At 43.2% G+C, this 22092-nt stretch carries 21 protein-coding genes; 6 read left to right on the top strand and 15 right to left on the bottom strand.

Annotated features, from left to right (window positions below; translation table 11 throughout):
* Nucleotides 1-248: 248 nt before the first annotated feature.
* From J7I42_RS08950 to J7I42_RS08910, 9 genes are read right to left on the bottom strand one after another with little or no spacing between them, the layout of a single operon-like run.
* Entirely contained in the window at nt 249-1766 is a 1518-nt protein-coding gene (locus tag J7I42_RS08950; RefSeq protein WP_209138430.1) for a TSUP family transporter, read from the bottom strand.
* A 14-nt stretch (nt 1767-1780) separates the two neighbouring features.
* Nucleotides 1781-3469, bottom strand: a complete 1689-nt coding sequence (locus J7I42_RS08945; protein ID WP_209138429.1) for an NADPH-dependent assimilatory sulfite reductase hemoprotein subunit — start codon at nt 3467-3469, stop codon at nt 1781-1783.
* A gap of 45 nt (nt 3470-3514) precedes the next feature.
* A complete protein-coding gene (locus J7I42_RS08940; RefSeq protein WP_209138428.1) occupies nt 3515-5278 on the bottom strand; it encodes a diflavin oxidoreductase in 1764 nt (587 codons plus the stop codon).
* Nucleotides 5262-6125 (bottom strand): uroporphyrinogen-III C-methyltransferase, encoded by an 864-nt coding sequence (gene cobA / locus J7I42_RS08935; protein ID WP_209138427.1) that lies wholly within the window; start codon nt 6123-6125, stop codon nt 5262-5264. The genes J7I42_RS08940 and cobA overlap by 17 nt, the downstream gene beginning before the upstream one ends.
* A gap of 6 nt (nt 6126-6131) precedes the next feature.
* The gene (cysK, locus tag J7I42_RS08930; RefSeq protein ID WP_236065404.1) at nt 6132-7112 is read right to left on the bottom strand and encodes a cysteine synthase A; all 981 of its coding nucleotides are present in this window, start codon (nt 7110-7112) and stop codon (nt 6132-6134) included.
* Nucleotides 7113-7127: 15 nt separating this feature from the next.
* Entirely contained in the window at nt 7128-7955 is an 828-nt protein-coding gene (gene epsC, locus J7I42_RS08925; protein WP_209138426.1) for a serine O-acetyltransferase EpsC, read from the bottom strand.
* A 44-nt stretch (nt 7956-7999) separates the two neighbouring features.
* Nucleotides 8000-9238: a sulfate adenylyltransferase subunit 1 gene (locus tag J7I42_RS08920; protein WP_209138425.1), complete on the bottom strand. Its 1239-nt coding sequence runs from the start codon at nt 9236-9238 to the stop codon at nt 8000-8002.
* Between the two features lie 32 nt (nt 9239-9270).
* On the bottom strand, nt 9271-10179 hold the full coding sequence (cysD, locus tag J7I42_RS08915) for a sulfate adenylyltransferase subunit CysD (protein ID WP_209138424.1): 909 nt from the start codon (nt 10177-10179) through the stop codon (nt 9271-9273).
* A 29-nt stretch (nt 10180-10208) separates the two neighbouring features.
* Nucleotides 10209-10925 carry a phosphoadenylyl-sulfate reductase gene (locus J7I42_RS08910; protein ID WP_209138423.1) on the bottom strand — a complete coding sequence of 239 codons (717 nt, stop codon included), beginning with the start codon at nt 10923-10925 and terminating at the stop codon, nt 10209-10211.
* A gap of 608 nt (nt 10926-11533) precedes the next feature.
* On the opposite strand from J7I42_RS08910, the gene J7I42_RS08905 reads away from it, so the two are divergent.
* The 4 genes from J7I42_RS08905 to J7I42_RS08890 all read left to right on the top strand — a co-directional run bounded on the left by J7I42_RS08905 (nt 11534) and on the right by J7I42_RS08890 (nt 14669).
* Nucleotides 11534-12229 carry a ClpP family protease gene (locus J7I42_RS08905; RefSeq protein WP_209138422.1) on the top strand — a complete coding sequence of 232 codons (696 nt, stop codon included), beginning with the start codon at nt 11534-11536 and terminating at the stop codon, nt 12227-12229.
* 153 nt (nt 12230-12382) lie between these two features.
* Nucleotides 12383-13027 (top strand): ClpP family protease, encoded by a 645-nt coding sequence (locus tag J7I42_RS08900; RefSeq protein WP_209138421.1) that lies wholly within the window; start codon nt 12383-12385, stop codon nt 13025-13027.
* Nucleotides 13028-13150: 123 nt separating this feature from the next.
* Complete coding sequence (clpX, locus tag J7I42_RS08895; RefSeq protein WP_209138420.1) at nt 13151-14389, top strand: ATP-dependent Clp protease ATP-binding subunit ClpX; 1239 nt, start codon at nt 13151-13153, stop codon at nt 14387-14389.
* Nucleotides 14390-14492: 103 nt separating this feature from the next.
* Entirely contained in the window at nt 14493-14669 is a 177-nt protein-coding gene (locus J7I42_RS08890) for a hypothetical protein (RefSeq protein ID WP_209138419.1), read from the top strand.
* Nucleotides 14670-14682: 13 nt separating this feature from the next.
* Here J7I42_RS08890 and J7I42_RS08885 read toward each other — a convergent pair whose 3' ends face one another.
* The 3 genes from J7I42_RS08885 to J7I42_RS08875 all read right to left on the bottom strand — a co-directional run bounded on the left by J7I42_RS08885 (nt 14683) and on the right by J7I42_RS08875 (nt 17490).
* Entirely contained in the window at nt 14683-15132 is a 450-nt protein-coding gene (locus J7I42_RS08885) for a c-type cytochrome (RefSeq protein WP_209138418.1), read from the bottom strand.
* Between the two features lie 163 nt (nt 15133-15295).
* Complete coding sequence (locus J7I42_RS08880; RefSeq protein ID WP_209138417.1) at nt 15296-16438, bottom strand: acyl-CoA dehydrogenase; 1143 nt, start codon at nt 16436-16438, stop codon at nt 15296-15298.
* A gap of 119 nt (nt 16439-16557) precedes the next feature.
* Nucleotides 16558-17490 carry a helix-hairpin-helix domain-containing protein gene (locus tag J7I42_RS08875; protein ID WP_209138416.1) on the bottom strand — a complete coding sequence of 311 codons (933 nt, stop codon included), beginning with the start codon at nt 17488-17490 and terminating at the stop codon, nt 16558-16560.
* Nucleotides 17491-17615: 125 nt separating this feature from the next.
* Between J7I42_RS08875 and J7I42_RS08870 the strand changes: the two genes are divergently transcribed.
* Nucleotides 17616-18248, top strand: coding sequence for an FIST N-terminal domain-containing protein (locus tag J7I42_RS08870; protein WP_209138415.1), 633 nt, complete (start codon nt 17616-17618; stop codon nt 18246-18248).
* 20 nt (nt 18249-18268) lie between these two features.
* On the top strand, nt 18269-18910 hold the full coding sequence (locus J7I42_RS08865) for a response regulator (RefSeq protein WP_209138414.1): 642 nt from the start codon (nt 18269-18271) through the stop codon (nt 18908-18910).
* A 237-nt stretch (nt 18911-19147) separates the two neighbouring features.
* Here the strand turns inward: J7I42_RS08865 and J7I42_RS08860 are convergent, their stop codons facing one another.
* The 3 genes from J7I42_RS08860 to porX form a co-directional block, all read right to left on the bottom strand.
* Complete coding sequence (locus J7I42_RS08860) at nt 19148-19972, bottom strand: MBL fold metallo-hydrolase (RefSeq protein WP_209138413.1); 825 nt, start codon at nt 19970-19972, stop codon at nt 19148-19150.
* Between the two features lie 4 nt (nt 19973-19976).
* Nucleotides 19977-20300: a hypothetical protein gene (locus J7I42_RS08855; RefSeq protein WP_209138412.1), complete on the bottom strand. Its 324-nt coding sequence runs from the start codon at nt 20298-20300 to the stop codon at nt 19977-19979.
* A gap of 230 nt (nt 20301-20530) precedes the next feature.
* Nucleotides 20531-22087: a T9SS response regulator signal transducer PorX gene (gene porX / locus J7I42_RS08850; RefSeq protein WP_209138411.1), complete on the bottom strand. Its 1557-nt coding sequence runs from the start codon at nt 22085-22087 to the stop codon at nt 20531-20533.
* Between the last annotated feature and the right edge of the window lie 5 nt (nt 22088-22092).

Here is a 22092-nt window from a genome sequence, read left to right as displayed (position 1 = left end):
TGGTTTATTCATTCATACTAGCCTATTACTTTAATAGACTTTAAGGTTATAATAAATCCCCGGCTTTGTACGGGGAATTGCTTTGTTTTCAGAGTAGTATGTCCACTAATTTACTAGACTATTAGAGTCTTAAAAAACCCGGCTAAACTGGTAACCGGGATCGTTATTCGGTACAAATATAGTCGATTATTATACTAGACTAATAATTTATTTTTAATCCCGGTAAGAATATTTACCGGGATTAATTATTAAAATATCTTTACTATAATCTTCAGGCTCCAGAATATTACCAATATCCCTAATAAGATCAGGGAAGTTTTGCGTGGTAATTTACCGGCCAGTTTTGCAGCCAGGGGGGCAGCTAGTAACCCGCCTACTATCAGGGCCACAATTACCTGCCAGTGCGTTACCCCCAGCAAGGTAAAAAATGTAAAGGCACTGGCCAGGGTAACAAAGAATTCGGTAAGGCTTACTGACCCTATCACAAAACGGGGACTACGTCCTTTGGTAATTAAGGTTGTGGTTACAATGGGTCCCCAGCCTCCGCCTCCAAACGAATCGAGGAAGCCCCCAAAACCGGCCAGCCAACCGTAATGTTTAAATTTCTTTTTCTTCTTTTCTTTTTTGAAAGCATTCCAAAGAATCCGTACGCCCAATATCATGGTATAGCAGGCAATGATGGGTTTCAGGTAGATCGTTTGCGTGTCACCATATTTTGATAATAAGACGGCCCCTAAAACGGCTCCTATAACCCCGGGTATCACCAATGCTTTGAACAACTTTTTGTTTACGTTGCCAAATTTATAGTGGCTGTATCCTGAGGCGCCACTTGCAAACATTTCGGCGGTGTGTATACTGCCGCTCATAGCCGCCGGGCTAACTCCGGCCGTTAATAATATGGTGGCACTGGTAACCCCATACCCCATACCCAATGCGCCATCAACCAATTGCGCCAGGAAACCGGCCAGTACCATCCAGTGAAAGTTCGGGTCCATCTGGTGATACCATTTTACTGTATCATCAGCAATACGCTGAAACGGTAAGTAAGAGAAAACAAAGTGACCTACCAGCATCAGGGCAAATGCAATGAGGGAATAGGTAACGATCTTTCGAACGCGTCGTTCCCTTTCCACATTATCTTTTTCTACCAGTATGCGGGTAAGCTCATTCAGCCGTTTTACTTTATATTCAAAATTGCCATTGAGCTTGTTTCTTACGGCATGCAGGTTATTGATCATGTCGTTCAACTCAGCAGGCAAGGCATGGTTCAATACTTCTTTTATTCGCTTGGCCGCGGTGGGTGATTTACCATTGGTTGAAATGGCAATTTTCAAATTACCTTTTTGTACAATGGAACTCAGGTAAAAATCGCATTGCTCAGGAGTGTCGGCCACGTTCACCAGGATCTTCTTATCCTTGGCGGCAGCCCTGATGGCCAGGCTTGTCTCTTTTTCATTCACCGCAATGATAACCAGGTCCTTGTTTTCGAGATCGGCATGAATAAATCCTCGTTCCTGTAGCGTTACATTGGGATGGCTTTTTGCCAGCTTACGTACTTCATCGGAAATACTGAGAGCTACAACAGTAACCGGGGCAGCCGGCGAATTACTAAGCAGCGCAGACAGCTTTTCTGCACCTACCTTGCCCCCTCCTACCAGCAATACCTTTAGATCTTCCAGCTTTAAAAAAACAGGAAATAAAAGATTGCCCGGATCGGTTGTTGCGCCAGATGTTTGTTTTACCGGTATTATTTGTTCTGTTGTCATGCTTGTCAGCATTTTTAAATCGTTACCAACTTTTCGCGAACTGCAAAATCGCCAAATGTTTCACCGGAATTCCTGTTCTTGCTATATTTCTCGAAAAGTTCATCCAGCTCCTTCAAAATTGCAGGCTCGTCGATATTTTCCTTGTACTTTTTATTTAAACGGAAACCTTCGCGGTCGCCCCCCAAATGTAAATTATAACGGCCATAGGCAGTGCCTATAAAACCGATCTCTGCAGCATACGGCCTGCCACAACCATTGGGACATCCGGTCATCCGCATAGAAATTTCTTCGTTCTCCAAACCATACTTGGCCAGTATAGGTTCAATTTTCGTGATGAGCGATGGCAGGTAGCGTTGTGCTTCAGCCAGCGCCAGTGAACAGGTATTAAACGCTACGCAGGCGATGGCATTTTTACGAACAGCACCTGCATTGTCTGTATGTGCAATAATCCCGAAATCGGTTAATATCTGTTCTACAGCTTTTTTATCCTTTTGTGCAATGTCACTGAGGATCAGCCCCTGGTTACTGGTGAACCTGAAATTGGCTTTACCTGTTTTTGCTACTTCCAGTAAGGCTGTTTTTAGGGCCACCTTTTCATCAGCAATACGACCACTTTCAATAAATACCGTATAAAACCATTTGCCTTCGTGGTTCTTGTGCCAGCCGTAATCATCTTTTCTACTGGTAAAGCTATATGGCTTCGGCTCTTCGAGCTTGAACCCACACCGTTTTTCCAGTTCTTCCTTAAATGCTTCGACCCCCATTTTGTCGATGGTATATTTCAGGCGGCTCAGCTTACGATCGCTGCGATTACCATGGTCGCGCTGAATGGTAATTACCTCCAGCACGGCCTTCAGCGTATTTTCTTCACCACGTACAAACCCCAGCATTGATGCCAGGCGTGGATAAGTAGCCGCGTTGCCATGAGTGGCACCCAAACCTCCACCAGCAGCGATGTTAAAACCTATCAGCTTGTCATTTTCAATAATAGCGATAAGCCCCAGGTCATTAGTAAACACATCCACATCGTTGTTGGGCGGGATAGCTATACCCACTTTGAATTTACGGGGCAGATAACGATCCTGGTATAATGGATCTTTTTCTACTTCTTCTTTTTCCTTTTTATCGAGTAATGGCTTTTCATCGAGCCATATTTCATAATATCCTCTTGATTTAGGCAAACCCATTTTGCTTATTTTCCCTGCATAAGAAAAAATTTCCTCGTGTATAGGTGAAAATTTGGGGTGAGCCGCGCAAACTACATTTCGGTTCACATCGCCACAAGCAGAAATAGAATCGAGCAATATGGTGTTGAAAGCCTGAATGGTTGGCTTTACATGTGATTTTAAAATACCATGCAGCTGTATGGTCTGGCGGGTGGTAATTTTAATAACTCCGGTAGAATGGTCGCCGGCAATGTTATGTAATCCTATGTATTGCTCAGCGGTCATAAAGCCACCGGGCAATCGCAAACGCAGCATATAAGAATACAACCATTCCAGTTTTTTGGCACTGCGCTCTTCGCGACGATCACGGTCATCCTGCTGATACATGCCATGGAACTTTACCAACGCTGTATCATCTTCACGGATCGCACCGGTTATCTCATCGCGCAAGCTTTCTTTTAATGTGCCACGTAAACCATCGCTGGTCATTTTTATTTTCTCGGTAGAAGATAGATTCTTATTATCGTTTGTACTCATTGTAAATGCTGTTTCAAGTTTCAAATAAAGTTCACCCGCATCATTCTAATATACATCTTTCAGAAAGCGACCCTCTTCTTTCAACTGGTTCAGATACTCAATTGCCTGGGCGCTAGTTTTACTTCCAAATCGTTCAATGATCTGTAGAACGGTATTTTCCACATCTACACTCATTGGTTCTTTGGCGCCGCAGATGTATACATAGGCTCCATTTTGCAACCACTCATAAAATGCCTTGGCATTCTCCAGCATTTTATGCTGTACATATATCTTTGATTTCTGGTCTCTTGAAAAGGCCACATTAACTTTCGTCAATACGCCTGTTTGGATCCAGTTTTGAATTTCTGTTTGATACAGGAAGTCCGAAGTAAAATGCTGATCGCCGAAGAACAGCCAGTTACGACCGCTGGCGCCGGCAGCATCGCGCTCAGCTACAAACGATCTAAATGGCGCAATTCCTGTTCCGGGCCCTATCATAATCACATCTTTATCCTCAGCCGGTAACCGGAACTGGTTATTCTTATGTACATAAAATTCAAGCGGACTATCAGTTGGCAAATCAGCCAGGAAGTTTGAGCACAAACCATGTTTTACTTCGCCATTCACTTTAAAGTTATCGCGGGCTACAGTAACATGTACTTCACCACTGTGTGCATTGGGTGAAGAGGAAATAGAATACAATCTTGGGGTGATAGGCTCCAGAATACCGATCACTTCTTCAAATTGCGATGCATTACTTACCGGGTAGATCTTTAACAGATCGAGTAGGCTGATCTTTGTTTCCGGAATATCCTGTTTTACAATAGCGGCATATTGCTTCACTACACGCTCTGGTAAATAAGCAATATTCACTTTCTTTTTCAACAACTCGATCACCGTATGCGTTTCGTTACGGAACGCAACTGATTTCTTGCCATCGATACGTGTCAATGCGATAATTGAATCTACAACTGCGGGCGCGTTCTCTGGAACGATCCCAATTGAATCACCTGGTTGGTAATCCAGTTCATCGGCCACTATTTCAATATGATGCGTTGCTTTGTTTGAACCTCTGTCGTTCAGGTTTACATTGGTTATGATGTTACCAGTGTATACTTTTTTGCCGGCAGGCTTTTTAGCCACTACCGCACCTACACTGGCCGTACCATTGCTGCTGGTGGTGTTGGTCAACGAATGCAATACCTGCGAGAACCATCCATCCGCATCACCCTGATAATCGGTATCGCATTTTATTAAGTTAACCAGTCTTTGTCCACCCAGTCTTTGCAATTGCTGGTCTACATCTTCGCCGGCTTTGCAGAACAAGGGATATGAAGTGTCGCCCAGGGCGAGCACACCGAATTTTATTTGGGGCAATTTGAACCCGTTCTGATGTATATGGTCGTAAAATTTCTTTGCAGTAGCAGGTGGCTCGCCTTCACCCTGAGTGCTGATGATGGTAAAGAAGTATTCTTCTTTAGCCAGGTCATTCAGGCGATATTGATCAAGGCTTACCACTTTGGCCTGGATGCCGCTTTTCTTTGCTTTGGCAGCCAGATCGGTGGCCAGCTTTTTTGAGTTACCGGTTTCAGTACCGTATGCTATAGTAATTTTAGATACGGCAGGTTTGCTTTCAACAGCTGCAGCGCCGGGAGCCGGTACTGTTGCAGGAGCAGAAGCAACTGCTGCTGATGAGGTAGGCGCCAGTGCCGATTGGTCATGGCAATTCATAAGCACGCCGGCCAGGAATCCATTCATCCAAACCAGTTCTTCTTTGGTAGAAGACCTTACTAAATCCTGTAACAATTTCAATTTATGCTCTGCTAACATGTTTATTTACTTTTTCCGCATTTTCAGAATCGGGTGTTGTTGTAATCAGTTTTGCCAGTGGTTTAAAATAATGGTCTGCGCTATTGCTGTTCTCGATCCATTTAAACTGCTCGTGCAAAGCCACCACTTTACCAATGATGACCAGCGACGGGGAAACAAATGTTTTTCCCCGAAGCTGTTCATCGTAAGAATAGAGATTGGTTACGTGCACGTTTTGCAAAGGCGTGGTAGCCTGCTCAATTACCGCCAGCAACTTATCGCTTCCTATATTATGTTTAACCAGGTTGCTTACTACATGATCCAGGGTTTCTGACGACATATAAAACACCAGGGTGTCGTTTGTTTCGGCCAGTTCTTTCCAGTATGTGTCTGTAACAACATCCAGTTTATAACTGGTCAAAAAACGCACTGATGTAGTATAACCTCTGGCTGTTAATGGAATGCCTGCATAGGCTGCAGCACCCAACGCTGCCGTTACACCGGGTACTATTTCATAAGGTATGTTATGTTGTACCAGGGTCTGCAATTCATCAAGTATGTTCGAGAACATTGATGCATCGCCCCCTTTTAACCGGACTACCAGTTTGCCTTGTGTGGCATAGTGCACCATCAATTCGTTGATGGTGTACTGTGGTGTTGATGATCCACGGCTGCATTGCTTACCCACATACAGCACCTCTGCCTGGCTGTTTACATACTGTTGCAGTATCTCCTCGCTTACGAGGCGATCAGCCAACACTACTTCAGCCTGTTGCAGGTAGCGTACTGTTTTTACCGTTACCAGTTCCGGATCGCCGGGACCAGCAGCAGCCAGTATCACTTTGCCATATGTTGGGTTTGTTTGCATGAACCGTTACTTTTTATATAAACCATCTATTGATAAATACCGCTCGCCGGTATCATAGTTAAATGTCAGTACTCTGGCCCCTTGGGGGATCTCAGCTAATTTTTTTGCAACTGCTGCCAGGGCAGCTCCGGTTGAAATACCAGCCAGTATACCCTCTTCTTTAGCCAGGCGTTGCGCATAGCTAAATGATTCATCCTTCCCTACACTCACTGTTCCATCGAGGAGAGAGGTATTCAGAATAGTTGGAATAAAGCCTGCGCCTAAGCCCTGTAAAGGATGTGGCCCAGGAGCGCCACCAGCGATAACAGCTGATAACTCAGGTTCTACAGCGTATACTTTCAGGTTCGGGAACTTGGCTTTCAACACTTCGGCTACACCGGTGATATGTCCACCTGTACCAACTCCGGTGATCAAATAATCGATACCATCAGGGAAGCTTTCCAGGATCTCTTTAGCAGTTGTTTCACGATGTACTTTTACGTTCGCTTCATTATCGAACTGTTGGGGCATCCAGGAATTAGGCGTTGCAGCTACCAGTTCTTTTGCTTTTTCAATAGCGCCTTTCATGCCTTTTTCACGGGGAGTCAATTCAAAAGAGGCTCCGTATAACTCCATTAATTGTCTTCTTTCCACGCTCATCGATTCAGGCATCACCAGGATCAATTTGTAACCTTTTACCGCTGCTACCATGGCTAAACCGATACCAGTATTACCGGAAGTAGGTTCAATGATCACGCTGTCCTTGTTCAGAATGCCTTTCTTTTCTGCATCTTCGATCATAGACAATGCAATACGATCTTTGATGCTGTTACCTGGATTGTTGCGTTCCAGTTTGATCCAAACTTCATGGCCATCACCAAACAGTCTGTTTATTCTAACATGGGGTGTTTGGCCAATTGTTTCTAAAATGTTACCGGCTCTCATACGCTGGTTGTTTTGGTTATCAGTTTTACTGGTTGTCTTTGTTTGATTTTCTTCGGTGATCATAACTACCCGTTTTTTTTAGATGACGAAATTTAATGGCTCAGGAAATGGATTTTTGTCGCGAACTTTTACCTCGCTTTTGTGGTACACTACTGAAAAAGAGGGTACACTGTAGGTAAGCCAAACGTTCCCGCCGATGATACTATCCTTTCCTATTACCGTTTCGCCGCCTAAAATGGTAGCTCCTGCATAAATGGTCACATTATCTTCAATGGTAGGATGCCGTTTTGTAATAGCCTCTTTTGAAACATGCAGGGCGCCTAATGTTACACCCTGGTATATTTTCACATTATTTCCTATTACAGTTGTTTCGCCAATCACAATGCCGGTGCCATGGTCAATGCAAAAGCCTTCGCCAATATGAGCACCGGGATGAATATCCACACCAGTTCTACTATGCGCATATTCGGTGAATAATCTTGGCAGAATTTCTACGCCCTGCTCCCATAACTGGTGCGATAAGCGATATACTGCAGTAGCATAAAAACCGGGATAGGCCACCAACACTTCTTCTACCGACCGCGCTGCCGGATCAAACTGCAACAATGCCTGGGCATCCTTGATCAGTGTTTCATACAGTGCAGGAATAGCTGCAAAGAATGTTTCTGTATGTTTCTCAGCCTTTTCTTCTTTATGCGTTACATCATATACCAGGCTTGACAAATGGCCTCTTAATATATTGAGCTCTTTTTCAAGATCACTGTATAAATGATGTTTCTTATTGGGTAAAAACAAGAAATTAAAAACCTGATCAATGAACTGCTCTGCCAATTCCTTATCAGGAAATGTGGTATCTACTTTTTTAAGTTGCGCATATAAATGCTGTATAAATTCTTGTGTGCTCATTTTATTCAATATTCAAAAGTTCAACACAGGGGTTTACTACTCAGCTATTGAATCATACAGGCTCCTACCGTAACATGACTTGTTTCATCTATTAATATGGCACCACCATTTTCCCGCAGATCGCTATAAGAATCGTACGGAATGGGTGAAGCCGTTTTTATTTTAACTTTTATTACATCGTTTAAGGCAGCCGAGGTAGCTTCTGTTTTTTGCAGGGTATTTACATCCAGCTTGTACTCGATTTCTTTTATCACGCTCTTTACTACCTTGCTATTTATCTGCAATAAATACTTGTTGCCTGTTACCAGCGGTTTGTTGTCCATCCAGCACAGCACTACTTCCAGCTCCTGTGTTAATTTGGGCAGGTTATCGTTTTTCACGATGATATCGCCGCGGCTGATGTCGATGTCATCTTCGAGGTGAAGAATGGCGCTTTGGGGCGCAAATACTTCTTCCACTTCTTTACCATTGTGTTCAATGGCTGAAATAGTGCTGGTGCGACCTGAAGGTAATACGGTGATGGAGTCGCCTTTTTTATAAATACCGCTGATTACTTTTCCGGCATAACCCCGGTAATCGTGCAGGTCTTCTGTTTGAGGACGGATCACATATTGCACGGGGAAGCGTGGATCGGCAAGGTTAATATCTTTATCCACTTCCACTGATTCCAGGAATTGTAATAAAGGAGCACCTTCGTACCAGGCCAGTTTAGGGGATCTCTCTACGATGTTATCGCCAAAGGCGGCGCTGAGAGGAATGTAGGTCACATCTTTCAGTCCCAGTGATTTTGCCACTTCGGCATAGTCAATCACGATATTGTTGTAAACATCCTGTGAGTAGTCGACCAGGTCCATTTTGTTAATGGCCACTACCACGTGTGGAATGTTCAATAATGAAGTTATGATAGAATGGCGGCGGGTTTGCTCAACTACCCCGTTACGGGCATCGATCAAAATAATAGCCAGGTCGGCTGTAGAGGCGCCGGTAACCATGTTACGGGTATATTGTATATGACCCGGTGCATCGGCAATAATGAATTTACGCTTGGGAGTGGAGAAATATTTATAAGCCACATCGATCGTAATGCCCTGCTCTCTTTCTGCACGCAACCCATCTGTCAACAAAGCCAGATCGATCTCTCCCTGATCTTTATTCTTACTTTGTTTTTCGATAGCAGCCAGTTGATCGATCATAATGCTTTTGCTATCATATAATAAACGGCCAATCAAGGTACTCTTGCCATCATCAACACTGCCTGCTGTTATAAACCGTAATAAATCCATTTATATAAATATTTTGAAGTTTGGAGATGGGGTTAGAAATAACCGTTTTTCTTTCTGTCTTCCATTGCTGCTTCAGACACTTTATCATCGATCCGGGTTTCGCCGCGTTCGCTTGTTTTGGTAGCGGTGATCTCGCTGATAATGTCGTCGATGTTGTCAGCACGTGATTCAACAGCTGCGGTACAGGTCATATCCCCTACTGTACGGTAGCGAACATTTTTACGCAGTACTTTATCGGTTTCATCCAATTTAATAAACTCGCTTACAGCTACCAGTTGTCCTTCATGATCTATCACATCGCGCTCGTGTGAGAAATAGATAGAAGGCAGCTCGATCTTTTCGCGACGGATATAATTCCAAACATCCAATTCTGTCCAGTTACTGATGGGGAATACACGCACATTCTCGCCTTTGCTGATTTTTCCATTGTAGGTATTCCACAATTCAGGGCGTTGTAATTTGGGGTCCCATTGACCGAATTCGTCCCGAACAGAAAATATGCGTTCTTTGGCTCTTGCCTTTTCTTCGTCGCGGCGGGCACCACCAATGCAGGCATCAAACTTGAACTCTTCTATTGTATCGAGCAGGGTGAAGGTTTGTAAAGCGTTGCGGCTTGCAAACTTACCTTTTGGCTCGGTGAGGTTTTTTGTTTTGATCGTGTCACCAACATTGCGAACGATCAACTTTTCTCCTAATCTTTTGGCCAGTTCATCCCGGTATTGAAGGGCTTCAGGGAAATTATGTCCGGTATCGATGTGCACGAGGGGGAAAGGGAATTTACCGGGGCGAAATGCTTTCAGCGCCAGTTGTACCAGCGTAATGGAATCTTTTCCGCCGGAAAATAATAAAGCTGGTCTTTCAAATTGTCCTGCTACTTCGCGGAAGATATGAATAGCTTCCGATTCCAGATGATCCAAATAATCTAAACTATACTTACTCATATACCTGTTTTCAGAATTCAGTTAATAAATTATTTATGAATATGCAGACCACATTCTTTTTTAGCTGCGTCTTCCCACCACCAGCGGCCGGCCCTGAAATCTTCACCAGGCCTTATTGCGCGTGTACAAGGGGCGCATCCTATGCTTACAAACCCGCGGTCGTGCAGCGGATTGTAAGGCACGTTATTATCGTCGATGTATTTTTTTACCTGTTCGGTTGTCCAGTGCAGAATGGGATTGTACTTGATGATCTGGTTGGTTTCGTCCCACTCAATTATACTGAGATCATTTCGATCGGGTGAGTGTTCGGCCCGTAAACCGGTGATCCAGATCGCATTTCCGGCCAATGCTCTTTTCAGCGGTTCTACCTTACGTATAAAGCAGCACTGTTTGCGATTTTCAACCGATTCGTAAAATGCATTGGGACCTTTTTCAGTAACAAAGGTTTCCAGTAATTTATAATCGGGGTAATAAGCTGTAATGTGGGCCTGGTATTTTTCGTTCGTATTGTTCCAAACAGAGTAGGTTTCAGCGAATAACCTTCCGGTGTCTAAAGTAAAAATACTTACCGGCAGTTGATTGCTCAGTATTTCATGGGCAATTACCTGGTCTTCATAACTGAAACTGCTGCTGAATGTTACCTGACCGGGAAACTGTTCAGTAAGAAATTTTATAAATTCTGGAACAGATAGTCTATCTGATTGGTGGGTTAATTCTGTCAAGCGCGACTGAAATGTTGAGCTCATATTCTTTTTTCATTCATTCATTCGATAATCTGGAACCTGAAACCTAAGGGTGCAATTGCACAAGTGAGTGGAAAGCTGAGTATTAATTGCAACAACAGTATTTATTGCAACAGGAGATGTACATTAAATGTATGGTGTGGGAACGAAACATAATAAGTCTACTCAGTTTGTAGATCAAAGATAACATATCGCAACGGATATCAAAAATTTTTTCTACCAAACGAGTGGACTAAATGGTGCTTTTAACAAACCGGCCACAAACAATTGTTTGTATGTGATACAACCTATGGGGCATTTAACTGTTAAATCCGCAATTATCAGCCTTGGAAAAATAAAGCTAATGACCGTTTGGCAAACCGCTATATGCGGTTGACTACCAAATAGCCCGGCAGGCGACGTTCAACCTGTCAGTCTTTTTTACATACCAATGCCTGTTATACTTATCTACACCCCAAAAAGGGTGTTTTATGCCAGGCAGACTGCCTCAATTGCAGGTCCAAAATCCTTGCTTTTGAGGTTATTAGGCCAAAATGACCGTTTTTTTATGTAGCACGGTATTTGGTTTCCTAAAAAACTTAAATTGCCAATTCAAATAATAGAAAAGTACTATGAATCTTGGAAAAGAATTTGAAAAATACGCGGTACACCACAGAGGTATTTCAAGCAATACCCTGCACAGTTACCAAAAGCATTCAGTTACGAATCTCACTCCCAATATTATTGAAGAACGTCCCATGAATATTGCTGTCATGGACGTTTACAGCCGGTTGATGATGGACCGCATCATCTTCCTGGGCTATCCCATTAATGACGAAGTGGCAAACATCGTAACTGCTCAGATGTTGTTCCTGGAAAGCACTGATCGCACACGCGACATCCAGATGTACATTAACTCCCCCGGAGGAAACGTGTATTCTGGTTTGGGCATGTATGACACTATGAACTACATCACGCCTGATGTAAGTACCATTTGCATAGGCATGGCTGCCTCTATGGCTGCAGTATTGCTGTGCGCAGGTACACAAGGAAAACGCACTGCCTTAAAGCATAGCCGCGTTATGCTGCACCAACCCAGTGGCGCCATTGGCGGTCAGGGCAGTGATATCGAGATCACCGTTCAGGAGATCAAAAAGATCAAAAAGAACCTGTATGATGCTATCTCTTTCCACACTGGCAAAACAGTGAAACAGGTTGAAAAGGATTGCGATCGCGACTACTGGTTAACTTCTGAAGAAGCCAAGGAATATGGCATTGTTGATGAAGTATTGCTGATCAATCCACGCAAAGACAAGAAAGATAATTAAGCATACCATACCATCCTTCGGCTTTCCGCCAAAGGCGGTCACTCGCTCAGGATGTTCAGGGTGTGGAACAAGATCGTTTGATCCTTTGACTTTGCTGATGATGGTCAGGATCATTGTAGAATTCAAATACTCGAATTTCAAATAAAAAGTATCATGCAGATATATTCAAATCATTTATTTCAGCCATTTCGCATGGACGATGAAGACGAACCAAAAGAAAACGGCAAAGAAGAGAAAAATGCGGATTTTGGAATGCTGGCCAAGAAAATGGAAAAGTTCTTTTTTGAAAAAAGAGCTGTATACCTGTGGGGTGTTGTAGAAGATAAATCAGCAAAAGAAATTGTAACCAAGTTGTTGTTGCTCGATGCAGACAAACCTGGCGAAGAAATTAAATTCTTCATCAACAGCCCCGGTGGCGTGGTTACCAGCGGCATGGTTATTTACGATACCATGCGGATGTTAAAAAGCCCGGTTAGCACTATCTGTATGGGCCTGGCCGCCTCTATGGGTTCTATCCTGTTGAGCGCCGGTGCAAAAGGTAAACGTTTCATTTACCCCCATGGCGAAGTAATGATCCACCAACCCAGCCTGGGAGGTTATATGCAAGGCGTAAGCGCTGACCTGGAAATTCAGGCTAAACAAATTAAAAGGACAAAGGAAATAGGCGCGCGGATCCTCGCCGAAAACTGTGGTAAAAAATTTGAACAGGTGATGAAGGATTTTGATCGCGACTACTGGATGGATGCCAAAGAAGCTATAGAATATGGCATTGTAGATCAGCAAGTTGAGAAGTTATAAGTACATATAAACCTGTAAAAGTCCCAAATTCCGTATACTAAGATTCTATAAAAGGAGTTTGGGATTTTTTATTGGGATTTGGCATTGCATTTAGATACCTTTGTAAGCGATTTTATACTAAACATGGCTAAAACAACATTACACTGTTCTTTTTGCGGACGCAGCCGCGATGAAGTAAAGATTCTTATTGCCGGGCAGGAAGGACATATTTGTGAAAATTGCGTTGAGCATGCACGCGAGATCATTGAACAGGAACTGATGATCCGCCATGAAAGTACGCCGCCCTCCACATCCTTCAAACTGAACGTTAAGAAACCCATTGAAGTTAAACGCTTTCTGGATGAATATGTGATCGGTCAGGACGAAGCTAAAAAAGTATTAGCAGTTGCTGTTTATAATCACTATAAACGCCTTCAACAAAAACCTGCTGACAACGAAGTAGATATCGAAAAAAGTAACATCGTCATGGTGGGTGAAACCGGTACAGGTAAAACCCTGCTGGCTAAAACCATTGCCCGCCTGCTGAATGTGCCTTTCGCTATCGTTGATGCTACCGTATTCACAGAAGCCGGTTATGTGGGTGAAGATGTTGAAAGCATATTAACCCGCCTGTTGCAGGTTTGTAATTACGATGTGGCCGCTGCCGAAAGAGGCATCGTTTACATAGACGAGATTGACAAAATTGCCCGTAAAGGCGACAATCCGTCCATTACCCGTGATGTAAGTGGTGAAGGGGTACAACAGGGATTGCTGAAACTGCTGGAAGGTACCGATGTACTGGTTCCTCCACAAGGCGGTCGTAAACACCCTGAGCAAAAACTGATCAAGATCAACACGCAGAATATCCTGTTTATTTGTGGCGGAGCTTTTGACGGTATTGACAAAGTGATTGCCCGCCGGGTAAACACCAACGCTATAGGGTTTAATGTAAACAAAGAGCTGCAGGAACATATGAAAAAGAACCTGCTGCAATACATTAATGCTACCGACCTGAAGTCGTTTGGATTGATCCCTGAGCTTTTAGGTCGTTTACCTGTAGTAACACACCTCAATCCGCTCGACAAATCAACGCTCCGTTCTATCTTAACAGAACCAAAGAATGCCCTGATCAAACAATACAAGCGATTGTTTGAACTGGAAAACATTCAACTGACCATCGATAATGACGTGTTGGATTTTATGGTTGACAAAGCGGTTGAATACAAACTGGGCGCCCGTGGCTTACGCAGCATTTGTGAAAGCATTTTAACTGATGCAATGTTTGAATTGCCTTCAAGCAAACAAACGGTTTTCCATTTGAATCTGGAATATGCACAAAAGAATTTCGACAAGAGCAAGATGAGCCTGTTGAAAGTTGCATAACCGCCGTTCTAAATAATAAAATGTATCTTAAAAAACGTCAGCCTCCAAACTGACGTTTTTTATTCCCGTAAACTCATTCAATTATCTTCTTAAAATAGTTGTTATGCAGGAATTAGTAAACAAGTTAATGGCTGAAGGTTTAACAGAGGAACAAGCCTATAAAGCCATTGAGATCATCAAGAATTTTGCAAAAGACAAATTCCCCATTTTTGGCGGCGCTATCGATAAGCTGTTCGACAAATATGGTCCTAAAGATGAAGAAGATGATATTATGCCTTAATACTCAGATGACTTTAATGTGATTCTACATAGTCAAGTATCGCATCAATTTCATCATTCGATAAATTATCAAATGCGGTCATCTGAACATCACCAAACCGCTTTTTAAGCGTGTTAAAATAAACATTCCCCGATTTTAAAACTGCGGCGGGATTTCGCACCCATTTATACACCATCTTTCTATCTGGTAATCTTTGTGAAACTCCTCCCAAAGCAGGTCCTGTTAAATCTTTAAATACAGAATGACAGGATGAACAGTTTTCCTGGAACAAGACTTTACCCTTACTGTAAGTTGCCGGATTTTTTGGGGAAATAGCAGCATTTCCACAGATGCCAACAACGGGTTCTTTAGGTTCTTCGGGTGGCGGTGGTATTGACATTAAAAAGCCGCCGACTTTTATGGCTCCTATGACCACCAGCGTTAGTAAGGAGCCCTGCAGCACGTGATTGACTTCCTTATTCATACTATAAATTTACTTCAGGAACGCTGTACCACATAATAATTCAATCATTAGCCTTTTCTGTATTATTTAATTGATTGCACCTTACACGATGCTAAATAAAAATCCCCCCGGTTTACCAGGGGGACTGTGTCATGACAAGCAACCTTTGAGCAGTATTCATCAATTAAGTTCGTAACACTTCACGGGCTATAACAATCTTTTGAATTTCAGACGTGCCTTCGCCTATGGTGCATAATTTACTATCGCGATAATATTTTTCAACGGGGAAATCTTTCGTATACCCATAACCTCCAAAGATCTGCACAGCATCTGTAGCTACTTTCACGGCCACTTCACTGGCGTAATATTTTGCCATGGCCGCTTCTTTGCTCATGGTTTGGCCACGCATTTTTAGATCACACGCTTGCAGGGTCAGCAACTCGGCCGCAGCTATTTCAGTTGCCATATCGGCCAGTTTAAATGAAATGCCCTGGAAGTTGGCAATGGCCTGATCAAACTGGTGACGTTCTTTGGAATATTGTATAGATGCTTCGTAAGCTCCTTTGGCAATACCAAGTGCCAGAGCGGCAATTGAAATACGGCCACCATCCAGCACTTTCAACGATTGTTTAAACCCATCGCCAAAATTGCCCAGGCGATTACTATCAGGGATGCGGCAATTATCAAAGATCATTTCAGCAGTTTCGCTGGCACGCATCCCGAGTTTATTTTCTTTTTTACCACCTCTAAAACCGGCTGTGGATCGTTCCACAATGAAGGCGGTGGCATTGTCTTTTGTTTTGGGTTCACCCGTACGGGCAATTACAATGGCCACATCGGCACTCTTGCCATGGGTGATCCAGCATTTGGTGCCGTTCAATACCCAATGGTCGCCATCTTTAATGGCCACTGTTTTCATATTGGCCGCGTCACTGCCTGTATTAGGCTCCGTTAATCCCCAGGCACCCAGCCATTCACCGGTGGCCAGCTTGGGTAGATACTTCTGCTTTTGTTCTTCGTTACCAAAACTTAACATATGGCCAGTACAAAGCGAGTTGTGTGCAGCCAGGCTTAATCCTATACTGCCACATACTTTGGCAACTTCCTGTATAATGGCTACATATTCAAAATAGGTTAAGCCGGCGCCACCATATTTTTCAGGTACCAGTACACCCATTAAACCTAGTTTGCCCATTTCCTTAAATACATGCAAGGGGAATTCCTGGGTTTCATCCCACTCCATTACATAAGGCTTAATATGCTGTTGAGCAAAATCACGGGTTGACTGAGCAACCTGATCCGTAAGCTCAGAGGTTTGAAAATTCATACTTAAATTTACCTGAATTAACTCGTATTCAATCGTTAAAGGCTCCTGCAAGATAGGAGGATTTTTTCACAAACTAACAAATGTTAGTGTCCTTTTTTAAAACTTAACATCGCCCCCTTCTACTCCACAGTTATATAGGGGCCTATCTTCTGATATAAATCAGGGGTTATCAGCACAATCTGCAGCAGCGCTTCGGTCGACTGGAATAATCCATGCTGCTGCCGATATTGCACAATAGCATTAGCTATATTCCATCTTATGTAAGGATGTTGTTTTAACGCATTTACATCGGCTGTATTAATGTTGATCTTTTGCAAAATTGGGGGCTGGCATTGTAACCGGGGTTGTATTAATTGAAAGGTTGAATCGGGTAACCCAAACGTCTCTCCTATTTGTTGTACGGAATAAAACCCACCCAACTTTTCCCTGAAATTCACAATACGATTGGCCAGTTTGCTGCCAATACCGGGCAAAGAAATAAAAGCCGCTGTATCGGCCTGGTTAATATCAATGATCGTTGCTGGTGCTTTTGCATATTTGGCCAGTGGCTTATCGGGTGAATAGTTTGGAGCGGGCTGCGTTTCAATTCGTATATAAGGCATCAACCGGTCAAAATCCTCCTTCTTTAAACTGTACATTTTTTTCAGATCGCCGGCATTTCTGAATTGTCCGCCTTTAGCTAAATAATGTTGTATGGTGCGAGCTGTACGGTCGTTTATTCCCAACCTTTTCCAACCCGCAGCACCCAGTGTATTCGGATCAAAGGGAAAAAGGGTGGCCCCCTTTACCGGCTCTTCCTTCCGCTCATAATGTACATCGTCGTAGGCTGTTCGATTATAGTCATAGTAAGGCCGCCGGTTTACCAGTTTACCAGTCGGTTCGTGCGGCGCCTTTTGTATTTGCATGGCTTCAACGCGTACCTCCTCACTAAAAGTGGCGGTTTTAAAAAAGTGCGGTATGGTTATACAAATGGCAATCAATGCAAGCAATACATATATGCCAGTGCGTTCTTTCTTTGTGAAAGTGAAATATTCTTTCCAGCTGCGTACCATAAATCAAGATTGAGCTATGTCAATTCTTTGAAAAAAAACACTTACTTTTTTCTCCATAAATATAAGTATTTGAAATAATATACGTTACACATATAACCTTATCAGCACCCCTAAATCATTCCCGAATGAAAATTCAACAGCTCCAGTATGCCGATAAGGTCTGGAAAATATATGTGCACGCGGAGGAGTTTGACCGTATGCAATGCCAGTTAGTGTTGGCATTTGGCGCCCCCTCCCTTATTACCGATACGGCCGTTTTTAATTACCTGGAAAGAAGCTACCCCGAAGCGCATATTATTTTAAGCTCGGCGGCTGGTGAAATCATCCGTCCTGAACTTTATCTCAATAGCGTAGTGGTTACCGCCTTTCAATTCGACAAAACCATTGTTCATTGTGCCGAAACAAACATCAATAAACACGCTAACAGTTTTGATGCCGGGCACTATCTGATGCAACAATTACAACAAAACGACCTGTATGCCGCTTACCTCATTGCCTGTAGTTCGGTGGTTGAAGGCAGCGAACTGCTGACAGGGTTTAATAAATTGAATAAGCAGGCAATACCGGCAGCAGGTGGTTTAGCCGGCAACAGATGTCAGTTTTCAAAAGCATTTGTAGGTTTAAACCAGGCGCCGGCCGATGGCCGTATTGTGGCTATTGGTTTTTATGGCAGCCAACTACAATTAAATAACGGTTCATTTGGTGGGTGGAATGAATTTGGTCCGGTTCAAACCATTACCGCATTTAAAGAAATTTAAGCTACTATACCCTATTCCCCATGCAGCAATCCTATCATCATTTATTGGAGAAACAAATTCAAAACACCTTATCCGGCGCTCAGAAATATGACCCGGCTGTTCAAAAGCTGTTACACCTGATTGATCAGGCATACAGGAATTATGAAAAAGAACAACAACAAATTGAACAGGCTTTCAGCGAATGCGAAAAACAATATCAGCACATCTTAGAAAATCAACAACGACAGAATAAAGAAATAGAAGCCGCGCTCATCAGGGCTAAAGAACAAAAGGAAGCAAGCGCCCGCGATCTGTCGGGCATAAAAGTATTGTTGGTTGAAGATGTTGAGTTCAACATTATGGTGGCCAAAAAGATGATCACTAACTGGAATGGAGCTGTGGACATTGCTGAAAATGGCGTGGTTGCCATTGATAAAGTGCAACGGTCGGAATATGACATTGTGCTTATGGACCTGCAAATGCCGGTAATGGATGGGTACAATGCTACCCAGCATATCCGGAGCTTCAATGACGCTATCCCTATTATTGCGTTAACCGCCACAGCGTCCGCTGATATTTTACAACGCACCAGGGAGCTCGGCCTGACGGATTATCTGGCCAAGCCATTTAAGCCCGGAGAACTGTATGAGATGATCGCGAAATACAGTAAGATCGGGGGATAGTTGACCAGTTGAGCAGTTGATATGGTTGATAGGTTGATATGGGATGGTAGAAGGAAGCAGATCGCCTACGCCAAGGTTTCGGGGATTAAAAGAAGTAGGAAGTAATTCTGACGGCGCAGGATAATTTTAATCTTAACAGTCGCGAACTCCCTGTGCCTCGCAAAGGTGCCAAGACATCGAACGAAGTGAGATGCCCTGGTTATTATTTCACGTTTCACGTCTGCCGTCTGCCGTTTGTCACACTTTGATGACTAACCCATCATAAGCGAAGTGGATGCCATCTGGCAACTCAGCTTCCACCTCTGCATGTTTACCCATTTGATGGCTCATATGGGTAAGGTAACACTGTGGTACCTGTAATTTTTTAGCTATTTCAATACTTTCATCCAATGAAAAATGGGAGATGTGTTTTTCTTTTCGCAGCGCGTTCAATACCAGGACCTCGCTTCCCCTTATCTTTTCCATTTCAGCGTCCTCAATCCGGCTGGCATCGGTAATATAAGTAAAGGCGCCAAAGCGGAACCCCAATACGGGCATTTTTAAATGCCATACCAGGATGGGCGTTACCTCAATATCACCTACCATAAATGATTCCATCCCGATCGTGTTCAATTTGATGTCAGGTAAGCCCGGGTATTTTGATTCATAAAATGCATAAGGAAATTCACGAATGATCACTTCCTGGGTGGCGTCGCTGGCATACACCTGCATGGGCAGTTGTGAAAAGAAGTTAAATGCCCTGACATCATCAAGGCCAGCTACATGATCTTTATGGGAATGGGTAAAAATAATAGCATCTAAATGCTTTACACCAGCTCGCAACATCTGGTAACGAAAATCGGGGCCAGAATCAACAACAAGCGTTGTTTTTTCTGATTGTATCATTATGCTGGAACGAAGCCGTTTGTCTTTTTTATCGGGCGATGTGCAAACCGGACAATCACAGGCGATCATGGGTACACCGGCACTGGTACCGGTCCCTAAAAACGTAATGGTTAATGAAGAATAGCTCACGCGGTAAATGTACGAAGTATGATGAGAAGAAGGCAACTCATTTGTCACCTGGTCAATCGGTTAACTTCAACTGATCACCCTCACCTTCCTGCTTTTGATTCTCGGCCTGCATCAGGGCATGTTTTTCCAGCACCTCATTATATGTTCTGCGTACCTCAGGTGAAAACTCATCAGGGTTAACCTGAAGCTGGGGAACAAGATCTATCAGTGTGCTAATGCGGCCCTCGAGCTGCAGGAATTTATTTAAAACAACTACTTTCTTTTGTTCTAAAATGCAATATCCGCTCTGAAAATTACCCCGTTCGTAACGTAGCACATATTCAGCCTCATCGAGAATCGCTTCTATCTTATCTAATGTCGCTTGCGTAAATTTCATAGTCTGGATGTAGGTGACTTAATGAATGATTGACAAAATTAATATTCACAATTTTAGTGCTGGAAATAGATAACCTGAACTTTTCCACACAAAACGTTGAGAACGACTGTCTGGTGGCTAAAAAAGCGATAAAACTGCCTTTTTTAGCTAAAAAGCCTCATTTTATTCAATTCCGGCCATTGTGTCAAAGCTTACGCATCCGCTAAAGCTTCGGGCAAACCCGCTGTGTCCTATTTATTGGTCATCTTGATCACCGGCACAATCATCTCTTCTAAACTAACACCGCCATGCTGGAAAGTGTTGCGATAATAGTTCACATAATAATTGTAATTGTTGGGATAACACAGGTACATATCTTCCCGTGCAAAAATGTAGGAGGAGTTTACTGTGGGCACCGGCAAACCTGCTTCTTTGGGATCTCTGAAGGCCAGTACATCTTTGGGTTCATAGTTGAGGTTGCGGCCATGCTTATATCGTAAATTGGTAGTAGTTTGTTTATCACCGATCACTTTGGCTGGGGTTTTTACCCGTACGCTGCCATGGTCGGTAGCCAGTATGAGGTTTATCTTTTTGTCGGCGACCTTCTTTAACGCCTGGTGCAGCGGTGAATGTTCGAACCAGCTTCTGGTAACACTTCTGTAGCTTGTTTCATCGCCAGCCAGTTCTTTCAGCACTTCCATTTCAGTACGGGCATGGCTGAGCATGTCAACAAAGTTGTAAACAATAATATTCAGGTCGTTGCCCAACAGGTTATGCATGTTGTTCACAAGGTCCTGCCCCGCCTGGTTATTAAGGATCTTTGTGTAAGAGAATTTTATATCATCGCGGCGCTGGCGTTTTAAGAATGCCCGGATGAACTCTTCTTCATGTAAATTCTTTCCACCTTCTTCATCGTCATTCTTCCATTGCTGGGGAAAATGTTTTTCAATTTCAATAGGCAGCAATCCACTAAAAATGGCATTGCGCGCGTATTGGGTGGCAGTAGGCAGAATGCTGTAAAAACTGTCTTCTTCCAATATTCGAAAACTTTCTGCAAAAATGGGTGAAATGGCCCGCCATTGGTCGAATCTAAGGTTATCGAGCAGTATAAAGAAAGTAGGCGTTCCTTTTTCGATATGGGGAAGAACTTTAAATTTTATCAGGTTATGCGACATCACCGGTCCTTCATCACTTTTGGGATTTACCCAGCGGGCATAATTCTTTGAAACGAACTTGAAAAATTCAGTGTTGGCCTCGTTCTTTTGGGTTTGAAATACTTCCTGCATTTCAGGACTATCACTTTTATCCATTTCCAGTTCCCAATACACCAATTTTTTATAAATGTCCATCCACTCGTTGTAATCGGGATTGCTGTTGAGCGCCATGAACAAATTGCGGAACTGTTGCTGATATGCGGTAGTGGTTTTTTCAGCTACCAACCGTTTGTTATCAATTATCTTTTTAAGGCTCAATAGTACCTGGTTGGGATTCACCGGTTTAATAAGATAATCGGTGATCTGGCTGCCGATGGCATCATCCATCAGGTTTTCCGTTTCATTTTTGGTGATCATCACCACCGGGATCTGCGAATTGATCTCTTTTATTTTGGAAAGGGTCTCCAGGCCTGTAATACCGGGCATGGTTTCATCCAATAGTACAACATCGAGTGGGTTTTCCCGCACAAAGTCCACGGCATCAAAGCCATTGGTAAGCGCAGTTACCTCGTATCCTTTATTTTGTAAAAAAAGTATTTGTGATTGTAAACTTTCTATTTCATCATCAACCCAAAGTATTTTTCCTAATGGCATGTATA

Origin of the sequence: Niastella soli, from assembly GCF_017742245.1 — a bacterium.
GTDB classification, from domain to species: Bacteria; Bacteroidota; Bacteroidia; order Chitinophagales; family Chitinophagaceae; genus Niastella; species Niastella soli.
Note: the sequence above shows the minus strand (reverse complement) of the source record. Positions and strands in the feature narration are given on the sequence as shown.

Bases quoted from the DNA above. Each gene is read 5' to 3' on its own strand.
- J7I42_RS08890 (WP_209138419.1), top strand. From the start codon at position 14,493: ATGCAGGAATTAGTAAACAAGTTAATGGCTGAAGGTTTAACAGAGGAA.
- J7I42_RS08875 (WP_209138416.1), bottom strand. From the start codon at position 17,490: ATGGTACGCAGCTGGAAAGAATATTTCACTTTCACAAAGAAAGAACGC.
- J7I42_RS08900 (WP_209138421.1), top strand. From the start codon at position 12,383: ATGCAGATATATTCAAATCATTTATTTCAGCCATTTCGCATGGACGAT.
- J7I42_RS08945 (WP_209138429.1), bottom strand. From the start codon at position 3,469: ATGAGTACAAACGATAATAAGAATCTATCTTCTACCGAGAAAATAAAA.
- cobA (WP_209138427.1), bottom strand. From the start codon at position 6,125: ATGCAAACAAACCCAACATATGGCAAAGTGATACTGGCTGCTGCTGGT.
- J7I42_RS08940 (WP_209138428.1), bottom strand. From the start codon at position 5,278: ATGTTAGCAGAGCATAAATTGAAATTGTTACAGGATTTAGTAAGGTCT.
- J7I42_RS08950 (WP_209138430.1), bottom strand. From the start codon at position 1,766: ATGACAACAGAACAAATAATACCGGTAAAACAAACATCTGGCGCAACA.
- J7I42_RS08885 (WP_209138418.1), bottom strand. From the start codon at position 15,132: ATGAATAAGGAAGTCAATCACGTGCTGCAGGGCTCCTTACTAACGCTG.
- porX (WP_209138411.1), bottom strand. From the start codon at position 22,087: ATGCCATTAGGAAAAATACTTTGGGTTGATGATGAAATAGAAAGTTTA.
- cysD (WP_209138424.1), bottom strand. From the start codon at position 10,179: ATGAGTAAGTATAGTTTAGATTATTTGGATCATCTGGAATCGGAAGCT.
- epsC (WP_209138426.1), bottom strand. From the start codon at position 7,955: ATGAGCACACAAGAATTTATACAGCATTTATATGCGCAACTTAAAAAA.
- J7I42_RS08855 (WP_209138412.1), bottom strand. From the start codon at position 20,300: ATGAAATTTACGCAAGCGACATTAGATAAGATAGAAGCGATTCTCGAT.
- J7I42_RS08910 (WP_209138423.1), bottom strand. From the start codon at position 10,925: ATGAGCTCAACATTTCAGTCGCGCTTGACAGAATTAACCCACCAATCA.
- J7I42_RS08880 (WP_209138417.1), bottom strand. From the start codon at position 16,438: ATGAATTTTCAAACCTCTGAGCTTACGGATCAGGTTGCTCAGTCAACC.
- clpX (WP_209138420.1), top strand. From the start codon at position 13,151: ATGGCTAAAACAACATTACACTGTTCTTTTTGCGGACGCAGCCGCGAT.
- J7I42_RS08870 (WP_209138415.1), top strand. From the start codon at position 17,616: ATGAAAATTCAACAGCTCCAGTATGCCGATAAGGTCTGGAAAATATAT.
- J7I42_RS08865 (WP_209138414.1), top strand. From the start codon at position 18,269: ATGCAGCAATCCTATCATCATTTATTGGAGAAACAAATTCAAAACACC.
- cysK (WP_236065404.1), bottom strand. From the start codon at position 7,112: ATGATCACCGAAGAAAATCAAACAAAGACAACCAGTAAAACTGATAAC.
- J7I42_RS08905 (WP_209138422.1), top strand. From the start codon at position 11,534: ATGAATCTTGGAAAAGAATTTGAAAAATACGCGGTACACCACAGAGGT.
- J7I42_RS08920 (WP_209138425.1), bottom strand. From the start codon at position 9,238: ATGGATTTATTACGGTTTATAACAGCAGGCAGTGTTGATGATGGCAAG.